Raw genomic sequence first — 22,199 nt, 5'->3', positions numbered from 1 at the left:
TAAAGGAAGCCTATGGAGTTCTATTCCCATAATTATTTAATTCACCATGCGACAGTATTTGACTGGACTCAGCTTGTTCTATTTGGCCTTGTTGCACTTCTGATGATCTTCTCGCTTGTGCATTACATGCGCGATAGAAAGAATTCTAAGTATCGTGAGCTGGCGCTTATTGCGCTGTTCTCATTAATTTTTCTTGGACTTCTACAGCTTGATCGTGTGCTAGAGGTTAATCAGGCAAGTAAGCACTATGAGTCAATTGTTTCCTCACAAGAAAGCTTCGCTCGACGTCTTGAGGTTGATTTTGACCACGTGTACGTTGCCTTTGATAGCCAGGGAAATCCCTCGTATCTTGAGGTTGACGGTAAGTATTATCACGTTTTGAAAAATACCGAGAATGACTATGTCATTGAACAGATCAATCTCATTGGTAATGATATTAAGCATGTAGAGGAGTAGATCGATGAACTTTTATTTAGAAGTTGCCATTAAATTGTGCATCGGTCTTTTCTCGCTTGTTCTGGCAATTAACGTCAGCGGAAAAGGAAACCTAGCACCAACTGCAGCAATTGACCAGGTTCAAAACTTTGTACTTGGCGGCATTGTTGGCGGCATGATCTACAACAGTTCAATTACCATTTTGCAGTTCACCCTTGTCCTGCTTATTTGGCTCATTATTGTTATGGTTCTTAAATGGTTGAGAACAAACAATATGCTGGTCAAGCAGTTGATTGATGGACGTCCTGTTATTGTTATTGATAAGGGCAAGCTGCTTGTAGACAACTGTAGGTCTATGGGTCTCACTGCCTACGATGTGTCGCTGAAGCTTCGCCAGGCAGGAGTGAATTATATCTCAGACGTTAAGCGTGCCATTCTTGAGCAAAATGGACAGTTGATTATTGTTAAAAAAGGAGAAGAGAACGTTAGATTCCCGCTTATTACTGACGGACAAGTTCAGACAAATATTCTTGAGACGCTGGACCTGGAAGAGAATTGGCTTGAAAGAGAACTTGAGCATCAAGGTTATAAGTCTGCTTCAGAGGTTTATTTGGGTGAGTATAATAGTGGAGATCTGATTATTACTCCGTATGCGGAGAAAGATCAGTAGGTTAGCAAGAGATAAAACAGTTAACCTGTTTATTCCAATTCCGTTTGTGGAAAAGATAAGAAATTTATCGTTGACTTGAATTGGAATATGTATACTAAGGCTAACTTTTAGAAAGCGGACTGTCGGAAGACAGCCCGCTTTCGTGCTAAAGGGGAAGCATGAATGCATGTTCAGATGATGAGAAGTGAGTAGAAAGGCAAAGAAGTGAGGAGAAACATGGGTTTCTCGCCATGTTTTTATGCTTGGTAGTGAGGACAATCGCACGATTTTGTTTGAAGAATTTGGCACTACACCGTATTGGTTTTTATAGTTTTGGGAGATGTAACATGAATTTGAATCCAACCGTTTCTCGTCGTAGCGCACTTGTAGCTTCCGCTTTTGGCGTGAGTGCTATTCTTGCTGGCTGCAAGCCTGAGGCTCAAAAGCAAGAAGGAGCTTCTGATAATAAAGACCAGAAGAAGCTCAACATTGTGGCAAGTTTTTATCCTATGTACGATTTTGCAAAGCGCATTGCTGGCGATCATGCTGAGGTAACATGTCTCGTTCCAGCAGGTACTGAGCCACATGATTGGGAGCCATCCAGTAAGGATATGAAGACTATCCAGGAAGCAGACTTCTTGATTTACAACGGTGCTGGTATGGAGCACTGGGTCAAGGACGTACTTGATGGACTTGGTTCTGGCACAAAACTTACAGCAGTTGAGACCAGCAAAGACGTTAAACTTCTTGAGCTTGAAGAGGACGATGATCACGATCATGAGGAGAAGAAAGACGACCATGATCATGACCATGACCATAGCGGAACTGACCCTCACGTTTGGCTGAGCCCTCTGAATGCAAAGATTCAGATGAAGAATATTTGTGAAGCCCTTTCCGAGAAGGACTCTGAGCACAAGTCAGAGTATGCTGCCAATCTTGATAAAGCAAATGCAGACTTTGATACGCTTGACAATGAGTTCCATAAGGGTCTGGATTCACTACCTAACAAGACCATCGTTGTTTCTCACCAGGCATTTGGTTATTTGTGCGAGGCTTATGGTCTCACTCAGATGCCTATTGAGGGTGTTGAGGCAGATGCAGAGCCAAATGCTCAGGAAATGAAAGAGATTACGGAGTTCGTAAAAGAGCATAATGTAAAGGTTATTTTTACTGAGGAACTGGTAAGCCCTAAGGTTGCTCAGGCAATTGCTGAGGCAACAGGAGCTCGTGTTGAAGAGCTCAACCCACTTGAGGGTCTTACTGACGAGGAGCTCAAGGCAGGCGAGGATTACCTCTCTGTTATGCGCGAGAACCTCAAGGCTCTTAAGGGCGCTCTCGCATAGTGTGTTGCCAGCTTAGGCTGGATGTTTGGAGGATGTGTTGCAGGAAAGTCAGATAGCCGTTTCGCTTCAAGACGTGAGTTTTTCTTACAAGAAGACGCGTGTCTTAAGCGATGTAAATTTAGACGTTCATCAAGGTGAGATTTGCGCGCTTATTGGTGATAACGGAGCTGGTAAATCTACGCTCTCTCGAATTGTGGTGGGTGAGCTTGAGCCAACAAGTGGCAAATCACTTCTTTTTGGAACGCCCTCGACTCGGTTTAAAGACTGGGAGCGTGTAGGCTATGTCCCACAGCTCCCTTCAGAATCGGTTAATCGCTTTCCTGCAAGCGTCGTCGAGCTAGTAGATGCAAGTCAGTATGCTCGTGCCAAAAAGGTAAAGATGAGCGCAAAAGAGCGTCGCGAGCGCACGCTTGAGGCACTTGACCTTGTAGGTATGACTGATTTTTCCACGCGTATTATTAGGGAACTCTCTGGAGGACAGCTCCAGAGAGTTCGTCTTGCCTGCGCGCTGGTTGGAAACCCTTCATTGCTTATCTTGGACGAGCCTACAACTGGTCTTGATAAAGAGAGTCGCAATCATTTCTATAGCCTAGTGCGAGAAGCCCATGCAGCTCGAGATCTTGCGGTACTCATTGTTACCCATGATCTTGCAGCTCTTGATGCCCTGGCTTGTCGAGTCATTGAGGTTGCCGACCACAAAGCTACAGAAATCGCAGGTAGGGGTCACGGTCATGATCACTGTGCAGTTCATGGCGCTCACTGTGACCTTGATTCTCATCATGTTCACGATCATAACCGTGGAAAATTGGATGATTTTGCTTTAACGGAGTCACTTGGTCCTGCGTCCGACGTTGTTCAAGATGTCCAAGACTCGTACGAGAGGAGGGCATAAATGTTTGAATACGTATTTATGCAGCGAGGAATTCTTGTGGGAATTCTTCTGGGAGCAATTATTCCGCTGGTAGGCGTTACGGTTGTATTGAAGCGCCTTTCTATGATTGGCGATGCTCTTTCACATACCTCTCTTGCAGGTGTTGCAGGCGGCATGATTGCAGGTATTAATCCTGTTGCCGGAGCAATTGCCGCTTGTTTGGGTGGTGCGCTTTGTGTTGAGGGAGTGCGTCGTCACTTTAAAGATCAGTCAGAGCTTGCAGTTGCTATTGTTATGGCAGCAGGCATTGGTCTAGCAGGTGTGTTGTCAGGTTTTGTTCCCAATTCATCAAGCTTCAACAGCTTTATGTTTGGCTCAATTTTGACCGTGAGCGAGCAAGAAGTTCAGATGATTGTGGCCATCAGTGTACTTGCAGTCGCATTCTGCTTCTTCCTTAGAAAAGAACTTTTCTTGATGTCTTTTGATGAGCGTCATGCCCGTTGTGTTGGTGTACCCGTAAGTCTTATTAATTTTGGCTTTGTTATCGCAGTAGCTTTGGTGGTTGCCGTAGCAGCAAGAACGGTTGGCTCACTTATTGTTTCATCCATGATGGTAGTTCCTGTTGCCTGTGCTTTGCAGATTTCCCGCAGCTGGAAGCAATGTTGTTTGTATGCAAGCACGGTGGGTATGCTGACCTCACTTGGTGGACTTGTTGTCTCCTATGAACTTGGCCTTAAGCCTGGAGGAACCATCGTTCTTCTCGCGGTTGTTACGCTTTTGTTTATCTTTCTGGTAAAAAGGGTTGTGTTGCTGCTCAAAACTCGCACAGTGTGATACTCTGAACAAAGTGCGTTGACGGAGAGGTTTGCCGGAGCACGTTGTGAACAGAGAGGGTGTTCGTGGTTGAGAAACACCTGCACAGCGCTGGCAGAGTTCACTCCCGAGCTACAACTTGAACGGCAGTCACTGCTCAGTAGGGAAGTCGTCCGCCTAACGAGACTAGGCTTTTAAGTGGATTGCACAGAGAGAAAACTGCGCAATCAACCGAGGTGGTACCGCGGAAATTTTCCGTCCTTGGGCATATGCTCAGGGACGGTTTTCTATTGAAAGGGTAATTACATGGGAATGTCTGAGGAACTCTCGGCAATTCGCGAGCAAGTACTTGAAGGAATTGCTAAGGCAAGAAACCTTGAAGCGCTTGAGAAGGTACGCGTTGCATCAATGGGTAAAAAGGGCTCTCTTACGGCAATTATGCGTATGATGGGTCAGGTTCCCGCAGATCAGCGCCCTCAAATGGGTCAGCTTGCCAACACCGTTCGTGCTAACGTTGAGACCGCTATTCGCGAGCGTCAGCTTGCTTTAAAGCGAGAAGCCCTTGAAGCCCAGCTTAATGCTGAGGCAACTGATATTACCCTTCCAGGTCGTCGTCTGAGTCCTGGTACTCAGCACCTCATTGAGCAGGTACGTGAGGAGATGGAAGACATCTTTATCAGCATGGGCTACACCATTGAGACAGGCCCTTATGTTGAGACCACCTACTACAACTTCACAGCTCTGAATGCTCCAGAGGACCATCCAAGCCGTTCTGGTAAGGATACGTTCTACGTAGTGGATAATGCGCCAGAAGGAAAAGAGTCGCACGTACTAGGCGAGTCTGACGTGCTTCTTCGTACGCAGACTTCTGGTGTTCAGGTACACATCATGGAGACAAAAGAGCCTCCTATCTACATGATTTGCCCTGGTACGGTATTCCGTCCTGACACAGCAGATGCTAACCACCTGCCTCAGTTTACGCAGATGGAAGGCCTTGTTGTTGATGAGGGAATCACCTTTGGTGACCTCAAGGGCACCCTTGATCATTTTACTCGTGAAATTTTTGGTAAGGACCGCGCTACCCGCTATCGTCCTCACTTCTTCCCATTCACCGAGCCAAGCTGCGAGGTAGATGTTTCTTGTGGTGTTTGCCACGGTGAGGGTTGCCGTTTCTGCAAGAACACGGGCTGGCTTGAGATTCTTGGTTGCGGCATGGTTGACCCTAATGTCTTCAAGTACTGCGGTATTGATTCCGAGAAATACACAGGCTTTGCCTTTGGCATTGGTGTTGAGCGTGTTGCAGCGCTCCGTTATGACCTTCCTGACCTGCGTATGCTCATCTCTGGTGACCAGAGAGTCCTACGTCAGTTCTAATCATCGGCGTCTTATTAGAAAGGCAATCACATGCGTGTATCTTATGAATGGCTGAAGACGCTCGTTGATCTTCCTCAGGACCCAAAAGACCTCGAGCGCGAGTTTGTGCGCACCGGTACTGAGGTTGAAGCTGTAGAGCGTGTTGGCGCTAACCTTGACCATGTTGTTACTGCTCAGGTTGTAAGCAAAGAGCCTCATCCTGACTCTGATCACATGTACGTTACTCTGGTTGACGTGGGCAACAACAATGTGGATAAGGACGGAAATCCTGTTCCTCTACAGATTGTTTGCGGTGCTCAGAACTTTAATCAGGGAGACCACATTGTTACGGCAATGATTGGCGCAGTGCTTCCTGGAGACTTTAAGATTAAAAAGTCCAAGCTGCGTGGCGTTGAGTCTTGCGGCATGAACTGCTCTTCTCGCGAACTTGGTCTTGGCGATGACCAGAGCGGCATTATGATTCTTCCCGAAGATGCTCCAATTGGCGTTCCTCTTACCGATTACCTGGGCATGTCTGATGTAGTTCTTGATTGCGAGATTACCCCTAACCGCCCTGACTGCCTTTCTATGACTGGTATGGCTGTTGAGGTTTCTGCAATGTATGACACTGACACCCACATTGAGCTTCCAAGTGTCACGTCTGAGTCTGGTGCAGATGCATCTGAGCAGGTTGATGTTGCTATCGCTGATCCTGAGCTCTGCTCAAGGTACACTGCTCGCGTGGTTCGTAACGTCAAGATTGGCCCAAGCCCTGAGTGGCTTGCTCGTCGCGTTACGGCTTGTGGTGGCCGCTCAATCAACAACGTTGTTGATGTTACTAACTACGTGATGTATCTGACCGGTCAGCCTCTACACGCTTTTGACCTCGGAAAACTTACCAAGGAAGATGGTAAGTACCACATTGTGGTTCGTGCTGCAGAAGACGGTGAGCACATTGTGACGCTTGACGGAGAAGACCGCGAGCTCACGTCTGATATGACGGTCATCACAGATAACGGTAAGACTCCTATTGCACTTGCTGGTGTTATGGGTGGTTTGGATTCTGAAATTACCGAGAATACCGTTGATGTCCTTTTGGAATCCGCTGTCTTTGATAATGGCCACATTAGCCGTACCAGCAGAAACCTTGATTTGATGAGCGAGGCTTCTATTCGTTACGAGCGTCTTGTGGATCCAAACGGTTGCGCATCTGTTGCAGATATTGCAGCAGCACTCTTTGAGGAGTGCTGTGGTGCTGAGGTTTGCCCTGGTATCGTTGATGTATATCCAAAGGTAAAAGAGGCAGTAACTATTACGCTTCGTCCAGAGCGCGTCTGCGCACTTGCAGGTGCTCAAATTCCAGAAGAGTTTATGGTTTCTCGCCTTACGCGTCTTGGTTGCAAGGTTACTCCTGCAGACAACGGTGAGTTGAGCGTTATTGCTCCTACAAATCGCCCAGACCTTACGCGCGAGGTTGACCTTATTGAGGAGATTGTTCGCCTGTGGGGTGAAGGCGATATTGAGGCAACACTTCCTGCTGCTAGAAACCATGCAGGCGGTTTGACTTCAGATCAGCGTCAAATCAGAAAGATTGGTCGTACGCTGCGCGCACTTGGTTTAAATGAGACAAAGTCGTATTTGTTTGCAAGTCCAGATGACCTCTCTAAGCTTGGTATGAGCGAAGAGGGAAGAGGCGTTCCGGTAAAGGTTATTAGCCCACTTGTTGCTGACCAGTCTGAGATGCGTCGCTCCATTGTTCCAGGCCTTCTGCGCTCTATTGCATACAACCTTGCTCATGGTGTCTCTAATATTGCCATGTATGAGCTGGGTCGTGTGCTCTTTGGACATAAGGATAAGAGCCAGCCAGATGAGCCAAGCTATGTCTGTGGCGTATTGGTTGGTCGTCCAGCAGATGATGCTTGGAATGCTAAGTATCCAGCCTACGATTTCTTTGACGCCAAGGGTATTGTTGAGGGTCTGCTTGAGGCACTTCGTATCCCTAAGGTCCGTTTCCGTGTAGCTGAGCCAGAGCAATACGGTTGGCTGCAGCCTGGTCGCGCTGCTGAGATTCTTGCAGGTAGCGAGACAATCGGTTGGGTTGGAAACATTCATCCTTTGTCGCTCCAGAACTTTGACATTGAGGTTCCAGTCATTGCCTTTGAGATTTCTGTGGCTTCGCTCTTGCGTCTTTCTCAGAAAGACCTTCCTATTGTTGAGCCTCCAACCTACCCAGGCATCTCTATTGACCTGGCAATTGTTGTTGACGAGAGCGTCACTGCAGAGCAGCTGATTCAGCGTTTGAAGTCCGCTGGTGGCAAGCTTCTCTGCGACATCAGACTCTTTGACGTGTACCGCGATTCGCTGCGTGTTGGTGAGGGCAAGAAGTCCATGGCCTTCTCGCTTACGTATCGCGCAGACGACAGAACGCTTATTTCAGAAGAGGTCGAGAAGACCCACACAAAGCTTGTGGAGAAGGTTCTTCGTTCTACCGGCGGAGAAATTCGCGGATAAGCAGGTAATTGTAGTGCCAAGTTGGAACGTACATATTGCTCATGCTGACCGGCTCCTTGAGAAAGGAGCCGGTTGCTTGGGTGTAGATATTCACTACCCTGATGCATTTCTGCTTGGAAATGTTGCTCCTGATGTGCACGTTGGCTTTATGGTTCCAGACTATTCTCACAAGGTGAGATATGGCCGAAGCCATCAATCGTATCCAGGTAGCTTGCCTATTCCAAGTTATAAGCGGTATCAGCGAAATTTTATGGGTGGTCTTAACCCAGCCGAGTATCTGCTACAGACTGACTTTATCCAGCCAAATGTGAGTTATTGCTCAGATGAGCAGCGCAGCTTAGTAGATCAGCGCCAGCTCAGAGAGCTTATCGTGGGCATTTGGTGCCACCTTGTTTGCGACCACGTGTATAACGCTCATACACGGGCATTTTTGCGTGCTCATCATATTCCGACAGGAGAAGATGCACGTATTCGTAAGCAAGCAGATTTTGATATTTACGGGCGCTCGCTTGATATGAATTGTCTGCCAGAAGCATCTGATGAGCTCTTTGCAGTTGCCGCGGCTCATCCACAGTATGGGTTTACACATTCAGATGTTGAGCAAACACTTCAGGTTATACAGCGCATTGCAGAGGAGAATCGCCAGAATAGTGTGAGCTCCCCGCAGTATCAAATGCTTAATACAGAGTTTTTCTCGTCAGCCTATAAAGAGGCAGAGGAAACGATAGTTCAAGGATTTATGCTGCAAAAACATAACTAATTCAGTTAAAGTTATATTCTCGCTTTTCTGAGATAGGTTTTGGAGGACGCTATGGAAAAGATGGAATCTCGCGGAACATTTACGGAGTATCTGCCTTCATACACCATTGGTGTTGATGCTTATAAGTCGGTACTGCACATTGTTAAGCGATTTGGTAAAAATGCCGTAGTCATTGGTGGACCAACTGCAATGGAGAAGGCACGTCCAAAGCTTGAGGCCGCACTTGCGGGTTCTGAGGTTTCTATCTCTTCTTGGATTTCTTACGGCACTAACTCTACGCACGCAAATGCCAAGAGAATTGCAGCAATGCCTGAGGTTATTGCTGCTGATATGCTCTTCCTTGTTGGCGGCGGTCGCGCAATTGATGAGGGTAAAGAGATTGCAACTATCCTGGACAAGCCATACTTTACCTTCCCAACACTTGCTTCTAACTGCGCTCCTGTAACAAGAATTGCTGTTTTCTATAAAGAAGACGGTTCTGCAGATACGTACTTCATTCCTGCTGAGCTGCCCGTTCATACCTTTATTGATACGCAGATTATTGCAGAGAGCCCGGATGAGTACTTCTGGGCAGGAATTGGCGATGCCTTCTCTAAGGGTCCTGAGGTTGAACTTTCTTCCAGAGAAGTTGAGCTGCTCCACAGCCCTCTTATGGGACGAGCTCTTGCCGCAGGTGCCTGCATTGAGCCTCTGTTTGATAATGCAGAGCAGGCACTGGCAGATAAGCGCGCTGGTATTGTTTCTGAAGCATTTGAAAACGTTGTTCTGAACATCATCATTACCGCTGGTGTTGTATCTAACATGACCACCAACATTGGTGCTGAGCGCGGCGCGTATTACTTTAATTCCTCAACCGCTCACGCCTTCTACAATGCCTTTACTGCTCTGGGCGAGCGTGGCGAGAAACACCTTCATGGTGAGGTTGTTTCCTTTGGTACCTGCGTTTTGTATGCCTTTGACGGCAACCTTAAGGCACTTGAGGAGCAGGTGGCGCTTAATAGAAAGCTTGGTCTCCCAACCACCTTGGCCGATCTGGACATTACTCCAGAATCAGTTGACGCTGACCTGGACATCATTGTTGAGCGAGCTCAGAAGACCAACGAGTGGGGTCGTGCTCCTTATGGATTTACAACTGATCGCTTCCGCCAGGCAATTCTTGATACCGATGCATACGGTAGGGCAGTTGCTTCTGGCGAGAAGGACCAAGAGACAGCAGCTCTTGATGTAATTGCTGCGCATGCTCCTTCAGCTGAGACGGCTGTACCACGCAAGATGTAGCTGCAAGTAACCTGAAGAATCACTTTAGGAAGAGGACTTGTAGGAGCCAGCTTTCTTAAGTCGCTTCACGGTTATATAAAAAGTTTTTGTATCAAATGGCAGTTTATTTGGATAAGCTGCCATTTCTTTTAGTTGCAATTTTTATTCACTATAATTAACAAAATTTAGCACAAACAAAAAATAACGTGTACGGTCGTTTTTTATCGGTGAAAGACATATTGAGTGTTTGTTACCGTGTTTTACCTTGTAATGGTTTATCTTAGTAACTATCAACTACGAGTCTTTATGGATAACAAATCTATAAAATGCGTAGATTTCATAGATTAGCGCGGGGGTGAGCATGGCAGAGTTAAATGCATCGTTAGTAGTGAGTGACCAGGATGCATACTTGTTTGCGCAAGGTAAATGGTTCCAGAGCCACAAGAAATTAGGTGCACACCCTGCGGTTCAAGAAGATGGAGTTGAAGGTTATCATTTTGCGGTTTGGGCCCCCAATGCAGCCTCTGTCTCTGTTGTTGGAGACTTTAATAATTGGGATGATACCGTCAACGTTCTTTCTCGCTCAAAACATGGCGGAATCTGGGAAGGTTTTATTCCAGGAATCACCTCGGAAGTATTGTATAAATTTCTGATTGTATCCGCTTCTGGACAGAAGATTTTTAAGGCTGACCCCTATGGTACCTATGCGGAGGTCAGACCACATACGGCATCTATTACGTTTGACCCAGATGTGTACGTTTGGGAAGACGAAGCATGGATGAAGAGACGTGCATCGCTTAAGTTCCTGCATAGTCCTCTTAACATCTTTGAAGTTCATCTTGGGAGCTGGAAGCAGCATACTGACCTGACTGCCCAAGAGGAAGATTCTGCTGATACAGAGAATGTAGAGCAGGCCGAAGAACCCAAGGATTATTTTGACACCAACGTAGATGCCTTCTACACCTATGATGACCTCTCAGAAGAGCTGGTAGCCTATGTTAAAGATATGGGCTACACCCACATTGAGCTTCTCCCTGTTATGGAGCATCCTTTTGATGGATCTTGGGGTTATCAGGTAACGGGTTATTTTGCTCCCACCTCAAGGTATGGCAATCCTGCCCAGTTCAAACACTTTATTGACTGCTGCCATCAGGCTGGTATTGGCGTCATTTTAGACTGGGTCCCAGGAGGCTTCTGTAAAGATGCTCATGGTCTCGCAGAGTTTGATGGTACCAAGCTTTTTGAAGAAAAAGAGCATCCTAACTGGGGAACTCTTAAGTTTGATCTTACTCGTGGTGAGGTTAGAAGCTTCCTTGTTTCTAACCTGCTCATGTGGCTGAATGACTATCACGCTGATGGCATTCGTGTTGACGGTGTCAGTAGCATGCTGTATTTGAATTTTGGTATCGACGATCCTTCCCAGAAGCGCTTTAACCATAAGGGCACAGAGGAAGATTTGGATGCAAGCGCTTTCTTGCGTCTCTGCAACGAGACTGCTCAAAAAGAACATCCCGATATTATGATGATTGCAGAAGAGTCCACAGCATGGCCGCTGGTTACCTATCCTCCCGAGGTTGGGGGACTTGGCTTTAACCTTAAGTGGGACATGGGCTGGATGAATGATACACTGCACTATTGTCAGACTGATTTCCCTTATAGACCAGGTAACCACCGTCTTCTGACCTTCTCCAGCATGTATCAGTTCAATGAGAATTTTGTGCTGCCACTCAGCCATGACGAGGTTGTGCATGGTAAGTGCAGTCTTATTCAGCGCATGCCGGGGGATTGGTGGAGACAGTTTGCTGGCATGAGGGCTTTGGCACTTCATCAGATGACTCATCCGGGCGCTAAGCTCAACTTTATGGGCAACGAGATTGCGCAGTTTATTGAATGGCGCTACTACGAGGGTATTGAGTATTACTTGACTGAGGAGTATCCAACTCACGCTCATCAGCAGGCATTTATTAAGGCTCTTAATCATTTCTATAAGAATCATCCAGGACTTTGGCAGTATGCCTACGACAACCGTGGATTTGATTGGATTGACGCAGACAATAATGAGCAATCAATCATCTCGTTTGTTCGTCACGGAAGAAAGCCTTCCGAGGACCTGGTTATTCTCATCAATTTTGACGTTGCAACCCATCAGAACTTCCGTTTGGGCATGCCTTCTGCAGGCGTGTGGAAAGAAGTGTTTAATTCCGACGCAAAAGAGTTTGGCGGTTCGGGTATTGTGAATACTAAGAAACTTTCCACCAAGCCAGTGGCATGGAATGGAAGAGATTATTCGGTAGAACTGTCTGTTCCTCCGCTCGGTGGCATTGTTTTAGCGTTTGAGAAAGAACTTCCAAAGAGGGGGAAGCATGGCCGTAAATAACGGACAAAACATTTTTACCGATAAACAAGATTTTGAAGAGCAGTATCGCGATAAGTTCATCAAGATTCTTGGCAAATACTATGGAGAGTGCACTGTTCAGGAGCGCTATAACGTTCTTGCCCACCTCATTGCAGAAAAGGCGCGAGAAATTCAGTCAACCTCCTATATTCATGCAAACAAGCAGGTCTATTACTTCTCTCTAGAGTTTTTGCTTGGACCACTGCTTGAGAATTACCTGCTCAATCTTGGTATCACCGACGTTGTTGCAGAGGGCCTTAAAGAGATGGGTACCTCGCTTCATGAGCTTGCCGCTCAGGAGGTAGACCCTGGCCTTGGCAATGGTGGTCTGGGTAGGCTCGCCGCGTGCTTCCTGGACTCCATGGCACACGAGGGAATGGCTGGCTTTGGTAATGGCATGAGATACCGCTATGGCCTCTTCCGCCAGGAGATTAAGGATGGGCGCCAGGTAGAGCGTACCGATAACTGGCTGGCAAATGGATATCCATGGGAAGTCAGAAAAGACGATTCTAGCGTACTGGTGCGCTTTGGTGGCACAGTTGTAAGACATGAGGACGAGAATGGCAACTTCTGGTTCTCGCAAGAGGGTGGACAGGTAGTAAGGGCTGTTCCATACGATGTGCCTATTGTTGGTTATGGCGCAAAGACCGTAAATAAGCTGCGTCTTTGGTCTGCAGAACCAGCAGAGGAAGACTTTGATCTTGATGCTTTTAACGCCGGCGATTATGCACGTGCTAATAAGTTCCGCTCTGACGTTGAGGCAATTTCAACCATTTTGTATCCAAATGACTCTGGTGAGCACGGACGCATTCTTCGCTTAAAGCAGGAGTATTTGTTTGTTTCCGCTGGTCTTCAGACCATTCTTCGTGCTTATAAGGATAAGTACGGTGAGGATTGGGAACACTTTGCAGATCACGTCTGTATCCACACTAACGATACGCACCCAGCAATGTGCGGACCAGAGCTTATGCGCCTTCTTGTCGATGACCATGGCGTTGACTTTAACGAGGCATTTGATATCGCGAGAAACGCAATTTCTTATACCAACCACACCGTTATGCCTGAGGCTCTTGAGAAGTGGCCTATTAACACCTTCCGTGAGCTGCTTCCTCGCTTGTATATGTTTATCGACGAGGTTGATCGCCTCTATAAGGAGCAGCTGCTTGTTGACTCTAACGGCAACACCGAACTTCTCGCCTCAACAGCTGTGTTGTGGGATAACACCGTTCGTATGGCTAACCTCTCTATTTTGTTTAGCCACTCGGTTAACGGTGTATCTGATCTGCACACTAACATTTTGAAGCAGAGTGTTTTGAAGGACTTCTACAAGCTTCGTCCAGAAATCTTTAATAACAAGACTAACGGCATCTGCCACCGTCGCTTCTTGGCACAGGCAAATACCGCTTACGCAAAGCTTATTACTGAGGCTATTGGTACCGGCTGGCTTGATGATGCCAATGAGCTTCAGAAGCTTTCTGCTTTTGAGAACAATGCTGAGTTCTTGGACAAGATGGACGCTGCAAAGAAAGAAGAAAAAGAGCGTCTTGCTGCATACGTCAAGAAGACAACTGGTGTTGAGATGGATACCAATACCATCTTTGATACGCAGGTAAAACGCTTCCATGCATATAAGCGTCAGCTGCTTAATGTCTTTAAGATTTTGTATCTCTACAACCGTATGCTTGATGATCCAAGCTATAAGCCAGCTCCAACAACCTTTATTTTCTCGGGCAAAGCTGCTCAGAGCTATACCTTTGCAAAGGAAGTCATTCGACTTATTCACTCCGTTGCAGACGTGGTTAACAACGACGAGCGCATTGAGGGTCGTCTGAAGATTGTCTTTATTCCAAACTTTGCTGTTTCAAATGCACAGCTTATCTATGCTGCATCTGATATTTCAGAGCAGATTTCGGTTGCTGGTGCAGAGGCTTCTGGTACCTCAAACATGAAGCTTATGATGAATGCGGCTCTGACCCTTGGAACATATGACGGTTCGAATATTGAGATCTCTGAGCTTGCAGGACCAGAGAACATCAAGATTTTTGGTCTTCGTGCAGACGAGGTCCAAGAGGTATATGCTTCCGGCACCTACTTTGCACAAAACCTGCTTAACCAGAACCCAACACTGGCTCGCATTGTAAATATGCTGACCGATGGCTCGTTGAGCCGACTCTCTGGCAACTTTGAGTCAATTCACGACTATCTGCTGATTAACAATGATCCTGACCTGGTGCTTATTGACTTTGACGCCTACGTGAAGGCATGGGAAGAACTTACTCAGTCCTATGCAGATCGTCGTAGCTGGAATGCTCGTGCACTTCACAATACTGCAAACTCTGGTTTCTTCTCGGCTGATAGAACTATCAGGGAGTACATGGAAGATATTTGGCACGTGTAAGGATCTGCATTTAGGTTCAATCGTCGTAAGACGTTGAGAATAAAGACCTCTGTTGGGGAGAGAGGAGATTTGGATATGAGCAAAAGGGAATGTCTTGCAATGCTACTTGCAGGAGGACAGGGAAGCCGCTTAGGTGCTCTGACCTCAAAAGTAGCTAAACCTGCTGTCTCGTTTGGTGGCAAGTTCCGCATTATTGACTTTGCATTATCCAACTGCGCAAATTCAGGAATTTCTACGGTAGGTGTTTTGACACAGTATCGTCCGTATTTGCTGCACTCTTACGTGGGATCAGGTAGTGCTTGGGACCTTGATGAGCGCGGTGGTGGAATTTCAATTCTGCCTCCCTTCGCAACACAGTCTGGTGGTGCATGGTATGCGGGAACCGCAGATGCCGTCACCCAGAATATTGGTTACATTGAGCAGAATAACCCTGATTACGTACTAATTCTCTCTGGCGATCAGCTTTACCGTATGGACTACGGCGAGATGCTCGCCTGCCATAAGAAGAACAACGCAGACCTTACGATTGCCGTCATGCCTGTTCCTTGGGAAGAGACCTCTCGCTTCGGCATCATGTCCATTGATGATGAGGATAGGATCACCAAGTTTTCCGAGAAACCCAAAGAGCCAGAGTCCAACCTGGCGTCCATGGGAATCTATATCTTTAGCACAGACCTGCTTCTTGAGACTTTGCGTGAGGACGCAAAGAACCCTGAATCTTCTCATGACTTTGGCGGCGATATTATTCCGACGTTGCTTGATGATGGTAAACGTCTTTTTGCCTATCGCTTTGAGGGTTTCTGGCGCGATGTAGGCACCATTGCAAGTTATCACGAGACCAGCATGGATCTACTTGGCTCTGAGCCTAAGTTTGATATCTTCTCGGATAAGTTCCCTATTTTGTCCAATGCTTCCACCCGTCCACCAGCGTACATTGGCGCTTTTGGCGAGGTAGATGACTGTCTGGTAAGCAACGGATGCCAGGTCTTTGGTTATTCTCGCCATTCAATTTTGTCTACCGACGCCGTTATTGGCGAGGGAGCGCGCGTTATTGACTCCGTGCTTCTTCCTGGCGCAGAAGTTAAGCCTGGCGCGGTGGTAATTCGTGCAATCCTTGGTGAGAACGCTGTGGTCGAGAAGAACGTTCACGTTGGCAGCTCTGACCTTAATAAGGAGATTGCTGTTGTTGGAAATGATGTAGTGGTTGAAAGAGGTGAGCACTAATGAATAGGGTAATTGGACTTATTACCTGCAATTATGCTTCTACTAATATGGAAATCGCTAATGATGTACGCCCAATCGCATCTATGCCATTCTTGGGAAGATATCGCCTGGTAGATTTTCCTCTTTCAAATATGGTTAATTCGGACATTAGTACCGTTGGCGTAATCATGCCCTTTAACTATCGCTCACTTATTGATCACCTTGGCTCTGGTAAAGATTGGAACTTGGACCGCAAGAGCGGAGGTTTGTTTATCCTGCCAGGATCTGCTTTTGGTACCTCTCACACAGGCGCTCGTTTCCTGCTCAGAGATCTGATTTCCAACAGGCCTTATCTTGAGAGAACTGACGCAGAGTATGTTCTGCTGTCCACTTCAAACTTTGTTTTTAACTCTGATCTTACCGAGCTGCTTGATCAGCATCTGGAGTCTGACGCGGACATTACTATGATGACCTACACCACTCGTTATAACGATAGAGATGTTGTTGGTGTTGAGCTTGAAGGTGACCGCGTAGTCAAGACACATAATGGTGTCCAGCGCGGAGATGAAGCTTCCCTTGACTGCTTTATTATCAAGCGTGACCTGCTTATTGATATGCTTGATTGGTATAGAGCTACTGATTATCTTGACCTCTTTGAGGCGCTTCATGCTGACTACAACCGTGTTAAGGTCCGTACCTTCCACTTTGAGGGCCATGTAGCATCTATCTTCTCAAAGAACTCTTATTATCAGGCTAACATGGAGCTTTTGAACCCCATGCCAGCAAATGAGCTCTTTACCCCAGAGCGTTCCATTAAGACAAAGGCTCACGATACCGCTCCTGCAAAATTTGAGATTGGCTCTAAAGTTAGCAACTCAACCATTTCTGCAGGTTGTCGTATCCGTGGATCTGTTACCGGTTCCATCCTTGGTCGTAACGTCATCATTGAGCGTGGCGCAGTAGTACGCGATTCTATTGTGATGGAAGGTTGCATTGTTAAGGAAGGTTCTGTAGTCGAGCACGCTATTGTAGACCGTTCTAATATTATTCCTGCAGGTACTGAGCTTCGTGGTACCAGCGAAGAAATTCTTCTTCAGCGTAAAAACAATAAGAGGGTGGCGTAATAATGTCCCAAGTCTCCAAGCGTCGCAAACTTCGCGTTGTCTATGCAAGTTCAGAGGTGGCGCCTTTTTCCAAGTCGGGCGGCCTTGGAGATGTCTCGGGTTCATTGCCACAAGCACTTAAAAAAGTAGGAGCTAGAGTGGCGGTTATTTCGCCACTCTACAGCTCCATTAAGCCCGAGTGGAAACAAAAGATGAAGAAGGTCTACGAGCTTCAGGTGCCTCTTTCGTGGCGCTTTGAGTATTGTGGGCTGTGGCATCTGGTTCATGAAGGCGTTGATTTTTACTTTGTAGATAACGAGTCTTACTTTGCTCGTGATGGCCTCTATGGCTACTTTGATGATGGAGAGCGCTATGCGTTCTTCTCCAAGGCTCTGTGTGAGCTGATTGCACACGTCCCAGAGCTCTCCTGCGACGTTCTGCACTGCAATGACTGGCAAACGGCACTGGCACCCGTATTTCTGCGTGAGCAGTATCAGGGCGTCCCTGAGGTCCAAAACGTTAAGACGGTCTTCTCCATTCATAACGTCAAGTTCCAGGGCCAGTTTACTGACAAGATGCTCAGCGACGTACTTGGTCTTGCTGATATTCCTGCTGCAGCTGATCAACTGAGGTGTGACGCAAGCTCCATCAACTTTATGAAGGGTGCGCTTTGCTACTCCGATTATCTGCTCACTGTTAGCCCAACGTATGCCCAAGAGCTTCAGACAGAGCACTTCGGAGAGGGAATGGATGATATCTTCCGTCGCCGTCAAAGTGTACTGCGCGGCATCCTGAATGGTATTGATATTGGTGCGTGGTCACCTGCAAGTGATTCTTATATTCCACAGAACTTCTCGGCACGTCATATGGAAGGCAAGGCTGAGTGTAAGCGTCAGCTGCAAGAGGAGCTGGGCCTTGAGGTAAATCCAGATGTACCTCTTGCGGTAATGGTTACGCGCCTGACTAACCAGAAAGGCTTGGGCCTGATTCGCTATGCGATGGACCGTCTTATTTGTGCAGGTATTGAGGTTGCTGTTCTAGGAACTGGTGACGCTGAACAAGAAGATGCTATGCGCTTCTTTGATGAGCACTATGGCAACCGTATGGCTGCACGTATTGAATTTGATATTGCGCTTTCTCACCGTATGTACGCAGGTGCGGATATGTTCTTGATGCCATCAGAGTTTGAGCCTTGCGGCCTTTCTCAGATGATTTCTATGCGTTATGGCACGCTTCCTGTTGTTCGCGAGACGGGCGGTCTGGCAGATTCTGTAAAACCGTACAACCAGTTTACGGGAGAAGGAACCGGCTTTAGTTTTGCCAATCAAAACGCAGATGAAATGGCAGATATTATTCTGTACGCCGCCGATGTTTATAGAAACGATAAACAAGCGTGGGCAAATCTTGTAAAACAGGCGATGGCAGAGGACTTTAGTTGGCATAATGCTGCAAATGAATATCTTGACGTGTATCATTTACTACACCCTGAGATTATTAGGTATGTACGTCGTCGAGATTGGTAAGAATGCAGGCTTTTCACAACACCTCAAACATTGTTTGTAGAGATCCAAAAGGCGCGGTAGAACTAGGTACTTCAGCAACAATCAGAATATTTGCTTGGGACGATGATGTTCAATCAGTAACGCTTCGTCTCTGGCAAGAGTATGGCCCTGAATCGTCTTCAGAGGCCCAAGTTCTGTCTGGCGAGAAACGCGTGGTGATGCAAAAGAGTGATTTTGCTGGCGCGCTTCCGACTGGCGTACCTGACTATGCGCAGTGCTTTGAGGCAATTGTTAAACCAGCTGCTACGGGCCTTATTTGGTATCGTTTTGAGCTTCAGGCTTCTGACGGAGCAGTTTGGTCATATGGTGTTCAAGAAAATAGATGCACCGGTGTTGGTAGCTTTGCCTATGGCGAGCCACCATCATTTCAGATTACTTGCTATAAGTCTCGTGGCAGCTTTGCAGGTGTAGAAGACCCTAGCTGGTATAAAGGGGGAGTTGTCTACCAGATTTTCCCCGACAGGTTTGCACGAGATGCAAACTGGTATGAACGTACCAAGCAAGCACTTGCCATTCCAAGAAATGGGGTTTCTCGCCAGCTAGTTGATGACTGGGAAAAGACCCCTGAGTATCAGCGCGATGCCAACGGCCGCTTGACTGAATGGGATTTCTACGGCGGTTCTTTGGCTGGTATTGAAGAGAAGCTTCCTTATTTGGAAAACCTTGGAATAACTGCGCTTTATTTGAATCCTATCTATGCTGCTTCTAGTAATCATCGCTACGATATTGCGGATTATTTGGAAGTTGATCCCGTGTTGGGCACTGTAGAGGATTTTGAGCGCCTCTGCGCAAAAGCTGCTGAACATGGTATTTCTATTATTTTGGATGGCGTTTTTAATCACTGTGGCGCTGATTCAAAATATTTTAATAAATTCTCTAACTACTCTGAACCAGGAGCAGTTCAGCAGGCTGGCTCGTCCTATGATGAGTGGTTTACGTTCCATGAGGATGGAACATATGAGAGTTGGTGGGGTGTCGATGCTCTTCCGACGATTGTCTCTGATAACCCTGATTATCAGGAGTTTATTTGTGGCGAGAATGGCGTTATTAGAACGTGGCTGCGCCGAGGTGCTCGCGGTTGGCGCTTAGACGTTGCTGACGAGATTTCTGACTCATTCATCCAGAAGATTCGTACGGCTGCACTTGCCGAGCGTAGCGATGCGGTCATTATTGGAGAGGTCTGGGAGGACGCAAGCAATAAGCGAGCGTATGGAAAACTCAGACAGTATCTTGAGGGCTCAGAGCTTGACGGTCCTATGAATTATCCTCTGCGTAAATCTATTCTTTCATTTTTGATGAATGAAGTTGGTGCCGAGGTAACTGTTTCAGCTCTCGAGGAGCTGTGGGAAAACTATCCTCACGAGGCATTTTATGCGTGCCTGAATGTATTTGGAACGCACGATAAAGAGCGACTGATTAACGTAGTTGCTGGAGCTCCTGCTCCTGATGCTCTTTCTGCTCAAGAGCAGGTAACGTACAGACTTTCTGCTGATCAACGCGGCCTTTCTAAGGCTCGTATGTGGCAGACAGCTGTGCTTCAGATGACACTTCCTGGTGTTCCATCAATCTACTATGGCGATGAGATGGGCGTTGAGGGATTTGTTGACCCAACAAATCGCGCAACTATGCCATGGCCAGGAAGCAGTCCGCGAGCAGACCTGGATTACTTGCATATGTATCGCAATGCTATTGCACTAAGAAAGACACTTCCTCTGCTGGTAGACGGCTCGTTTGAACCGTTTGTTCCCGAGGGCGGCTCAGATGATGTTTTAGCTTTCTGGCGTAGGCCTGTTCAAAAAGATGACCAACAAGAGCAGCAGAACAAAGACGCTTCTGGCATTTGTGTTCTGGTGAATAAGAGCCGCTCAGATGCTAAAACAGTATATGTTTCTGTACCTCAGAACATGCAGGTTATTGATGTTATTAGTGGCCAAGCAGTCCCCGTTAAGGACGGCAAAGCAGAGGTCTTTTTGTGGCAGCTTGGATGCACGGTCTTAAACGTGCAGCCAGCTCACAGGTTACAAAAGCCCCTTGAGCCTGGTATGGGAGTGCTTGCTCACATCACCTCTCTGCCTGCCGATGAGGACGCTTCAACCAAACCAGGTCAGAAGCTTGGTGTTATTGGTCGTGAGACTTCCGAGTTCATCGATTTTCTCGCCAAATCTGGTCAGAAGTATTGGCAGATCTTGCCTGTTAGCCCAACCGATGAATACGGATCCCCTTACGCGGGAATTTCTGCCTTTGCAGGAAATATCAACTTGCTTGACCAGGCCGCGATGGAGAAAATCATTTCTGAGTGCGACGACCCTCAGAGTAAACGAGCTGCTGAGTACCAGGCATTTCTGGCGAGAAACTCGTATTGGCTTGATTCGTATGCGGCGTTCCGTGCAATCAAAGACCTGCTTGGTGAGGTAGTGTGGCAGGAGTGGCCAAAGCAGTATCGCAGCTGGTCACAAGAGCTACTTGAGCGTCCCGAGCTTACTCAGGCAATTGAACTTCATCAAAAGCGTCAATTTGCCTTTGACGTTATTTGGGGTCAGACGTTAGCAGAGGCTCGCGCTAAAGGAATTCAGATTATTGGCGACATGCCCATGTTTGTTTCGGAAGATTCCGCTGATGTTTGGGCGCATCCGGAGCTTTTTGCTCTAGATGATACGGGCCATACAGAGCTCCAAGCTGGCGCTCCTGCTGACGCGTTTTCTCAAGATGGCCAGCTGTGGGGTAATCCAACGTACAACTGGCAGGCTCATAAAGACGAAGGATATCGTTGGTGGATTGAACGTTTCCGCAGGTCTTTCTATCTGTACGACTACACCAGACTGGATCACTTTATTGGTTTCACGTCTTACTATGCCATTGAACAGGGAAAGACTGCTGCCGAGGGTTCATTTAAGTTTGGCCCTGGCTATGAGTTGTTTGAGGTCGCTTATAAGCAGCTTGGTTCACTGCCTTTTATTGCGGAGGATTTGGGAGCGGTTACTCCTGCGGTCCGTGCACTGCTTTCTCAGACGGGATTTCCGGGCATGAGCGTCATTCAGTTTGCTGATGGAGACTGTAGATACTCTTTTGCGCCAGTTCAGGAGTCTATTGTGTACAGCGGCACGCATGATACGCAAACGCTCATGGGTTTTGTAGAAGCTCGTTTTACAGGTGGCCAGGCAACTGATGAATCACACCAGATTTTCGACCACCTTATGGAGCAAGTAGTTAGCACTTCTAATGCAGTGGTTATCCTTCCACTTCAGGATGTCCTGGGCCTTTCTGATGATGCTCGCATGAATATTCCTGGTAAAGCTGAAGGAAATTGGTCTTGGCAGGTTAAAAAGGACATGCTCACGCCAGAGGTTGTTCAAAAGCTGCAGAGGTTTGTTGAGCTGCACCAGAGTAAGCTCGACGCTTAGCGTACCTTTTTTGTTACAACAAAAAAGTCCTTCTCGATGAACTGCCTCCCATTTCTTGGACACGAGAAATGGGAGGCAGTTCAACATGAGAGGTTTAAATTTAACTTCCAGTCCTATTTGCTACTGTCTTGCTTTAACCTCAGCA

At 47.1% G+C, this 22,199-nt stretch carries 15 protein-coding genes; all 15 read left to right on the top strand.

Annotated elements, in window-relative coordinates:
• The first annotated feature begins 12 nt into the window (after positions 1-12).
• The 15 genes from HMPREF1492_RS00305 to HMPREF1492_RS00235 all read left to right on the top strand — a co-directional run bounded on the left by HMPREF1492_RS00305 (position 13) and on the right by HMPREF1492_RS00235 (position 22,054).
• The gene (locus HMPREF1492_RS00305; protein ID WP_035433158.1) at positions 13-456 is read left to right on the top strand and encodes a DUF3290 domain-containing protein; all 444 of its coding nucleotides are present in this window, start codon (positions 13-15) and stop codon (positions 454-456) included.
• A 4-nt stretch (positions 457-460) separates the two neighbouring features.
• Positions 461-1,105, top strand: coding sequence for a DUF421 domain-containing protein (locus HMPREF1492_RS00300; RefSeq protein WP_035433160.1), 645 nt, complete (start codon positions 461-463; stop codon positions 1,103-1,105).
• A 326-nt stretch (positions 1,106-1,431) separates the two neighbouring features.
• Positions 1,432-2,427 (top strand): metal ABC transporter substrate-binding protein, encoded by a 996-nt coding sequence (locus HMPREF1492_RS00295; RefSeq protein ID WP_035434817.1) that lies wholly within the window; start codon positions 1,432-1,434, stop codon positions 2,425-2,427.
• A gap of 34 nt (positions 2,428-2,461) precedes the next feature.
• A complete protein-coding gene (locus HMPREF1492_RS00290) occupies positions 2,462-3,319 on the top strand; it encodes a metal ABC transporter ATP-binding protein (protein WP_232215566.1) in 858 nt (285 codons plus the stop codon).
• Positions 3,320-4,132 (top strand): metal ABC transporter permease, encoded by an 813-nt coding sequence (locus HMPREF1492_RS00285; protein ID WP_035434813.1) that lies wholly within the window; start codon positions 3,320-3,322, stop codon positions 4,130-4,132.
• 285 nt (positions 4,133-4,417) lie between these two features.
• Positions 4,418-5,485, top strand: a complete 1,068-nt coding sequence (pheS, locus tag HMPREF1492_RS00280) for a phenylalanine--tRNA ligase subunit alpha (RefSeq protein WP_035434812.1) — start codon at positions 4,418-4,420, stop codon at positions 5,483-5,485.
• A gap of 30 nt (positions 5,486-5,515) precedes the next feature.
• Entirely contained in the window at positions 5,516-7,975 is a 2,460-nt protein-coding gene (gene pheT / locus HMPREF1492_RS00275; RefSeq protein ID WP_035434810.1) for a phenylalanine--tRNA ligase subunit beta, read from the top strand.
• A gap of 13 nt (positions 7,976-7,988) precedes the next feature.
• On the top strand, positions 7,989-8,735 hold the full coding sequence (locus HMPREF1492_RS00270; RefSeq protein ID WP_035434808.1) for a zinc dependent phospholipase C family protein: 747 nt from the start codon (positions 7,989-7,991) through the stop codon (positions 8,733-8,735).
• Positions 8,736-8,786: 51 nt separating this feature from the next.
• Positions 8,787-10,013, top strand: a complete 1,227-nt coding sequence (locus tag HMPREF1492_RS00265; protein WP_035433174.1) for an iron-containing alcohol dehydrogenase family protein — start codon at positions 8,787-8,789, stop codon at positions 10,011-10,013.
• Positions 10,014-10,353: 340 nt separating this feature from the next.
• The gene (glgB, locus tag HMPREF1492_RS00260; RefSeq protein ID WP_035434806.1) at positions 10,354-12,369 is read left to right on the top strand and encodes a 1,4-alpha-glucan branching protein GlgB; all 2,016 of its coding nucleotides are present in this window, start codon (positions 10,354-10,356) and stop codon (positions 12,367-12,369) included.
• On the top strand, positions 12,356-14,785 hold the full coding sequence (locus tag HMPREF1492_RS00255; protein WP_035434803.1) for a glycogen/starch/alpha-glucan phosphorylase: 2,430 nt from the start codon (positions 12,356-12,358) through the stop codon (positions 14,783-14,785). The genes glgB and HMPREF1492_RS00255 overlap by 14 nt, the downstream gene beginning before the upstream one ends.
• A 75-nt stretch (positions 14,786-14,860) precedes the next feature.
• Positions 14,861-16,009, top strand: coding sequence for a glucose-1-phosphate adenylyltransferase (locus tag HMPREF1492_RS00250; RefSeq protein WP_035434800.1), 1,149 nt, complete (start codon positions 14,861-14,863; stop codon positions 16,007-16,009).
• Positions 16,009-17,112, top strand: coding sequence for a glucose-1-phosphate adenylyltransferase subunit GlgD (gene glgD / locus HMPREF1492_RS00245; protein ID WP_035434799.1), 1,104 nt, complete (start codon positions 16,009-16,011; stop codon positions 17,110-17,112). The genes HMPREF1492_RS00250 and glgD overlap by 1 nt, the downstream gene beginning before the upstream one ends.
• Positions 17,113-17,114: 2 nt before the next feature.
• On the top strand, positions 17,115-18,614 hold the full coding sequence (gene glgA / locus HMPREF1492_RS00240) for a glycogen synthase GlgA (RefSeq protein WP_035434797.1): 1,500 nt from the start codon (positions 17,115-17,117) through the stop codon (positions 18,612-18,614).
• Positions 18,615-18,616: 2 nt separating this feature from the next.
• On the top strand, positions 18,617-22,054 hold the full coding sequence (locus tag HMPREF1492_RS00235; protein ID WP_035434796.1) for a 4-alpha-glucanotransferase: 3,438 nt from the start codon (positions 18,617-18,619) through the stop codon (positions 22,052-22,054).
• Positions 22,055-22,199 lie beyond the last annotated feature (145 nt).

Source organism: Atopobium sp. BS2 (genome assembly GCF_000565075.1).
Lineage (GTDB): Bacteria > Actinomycetota > Coriobacteriia > Coriobacteriales > Atopobiaceae > Lancefieldella.
This window is presented reverse-complemented; position numbering and strand designations above follow the sequence as displayed.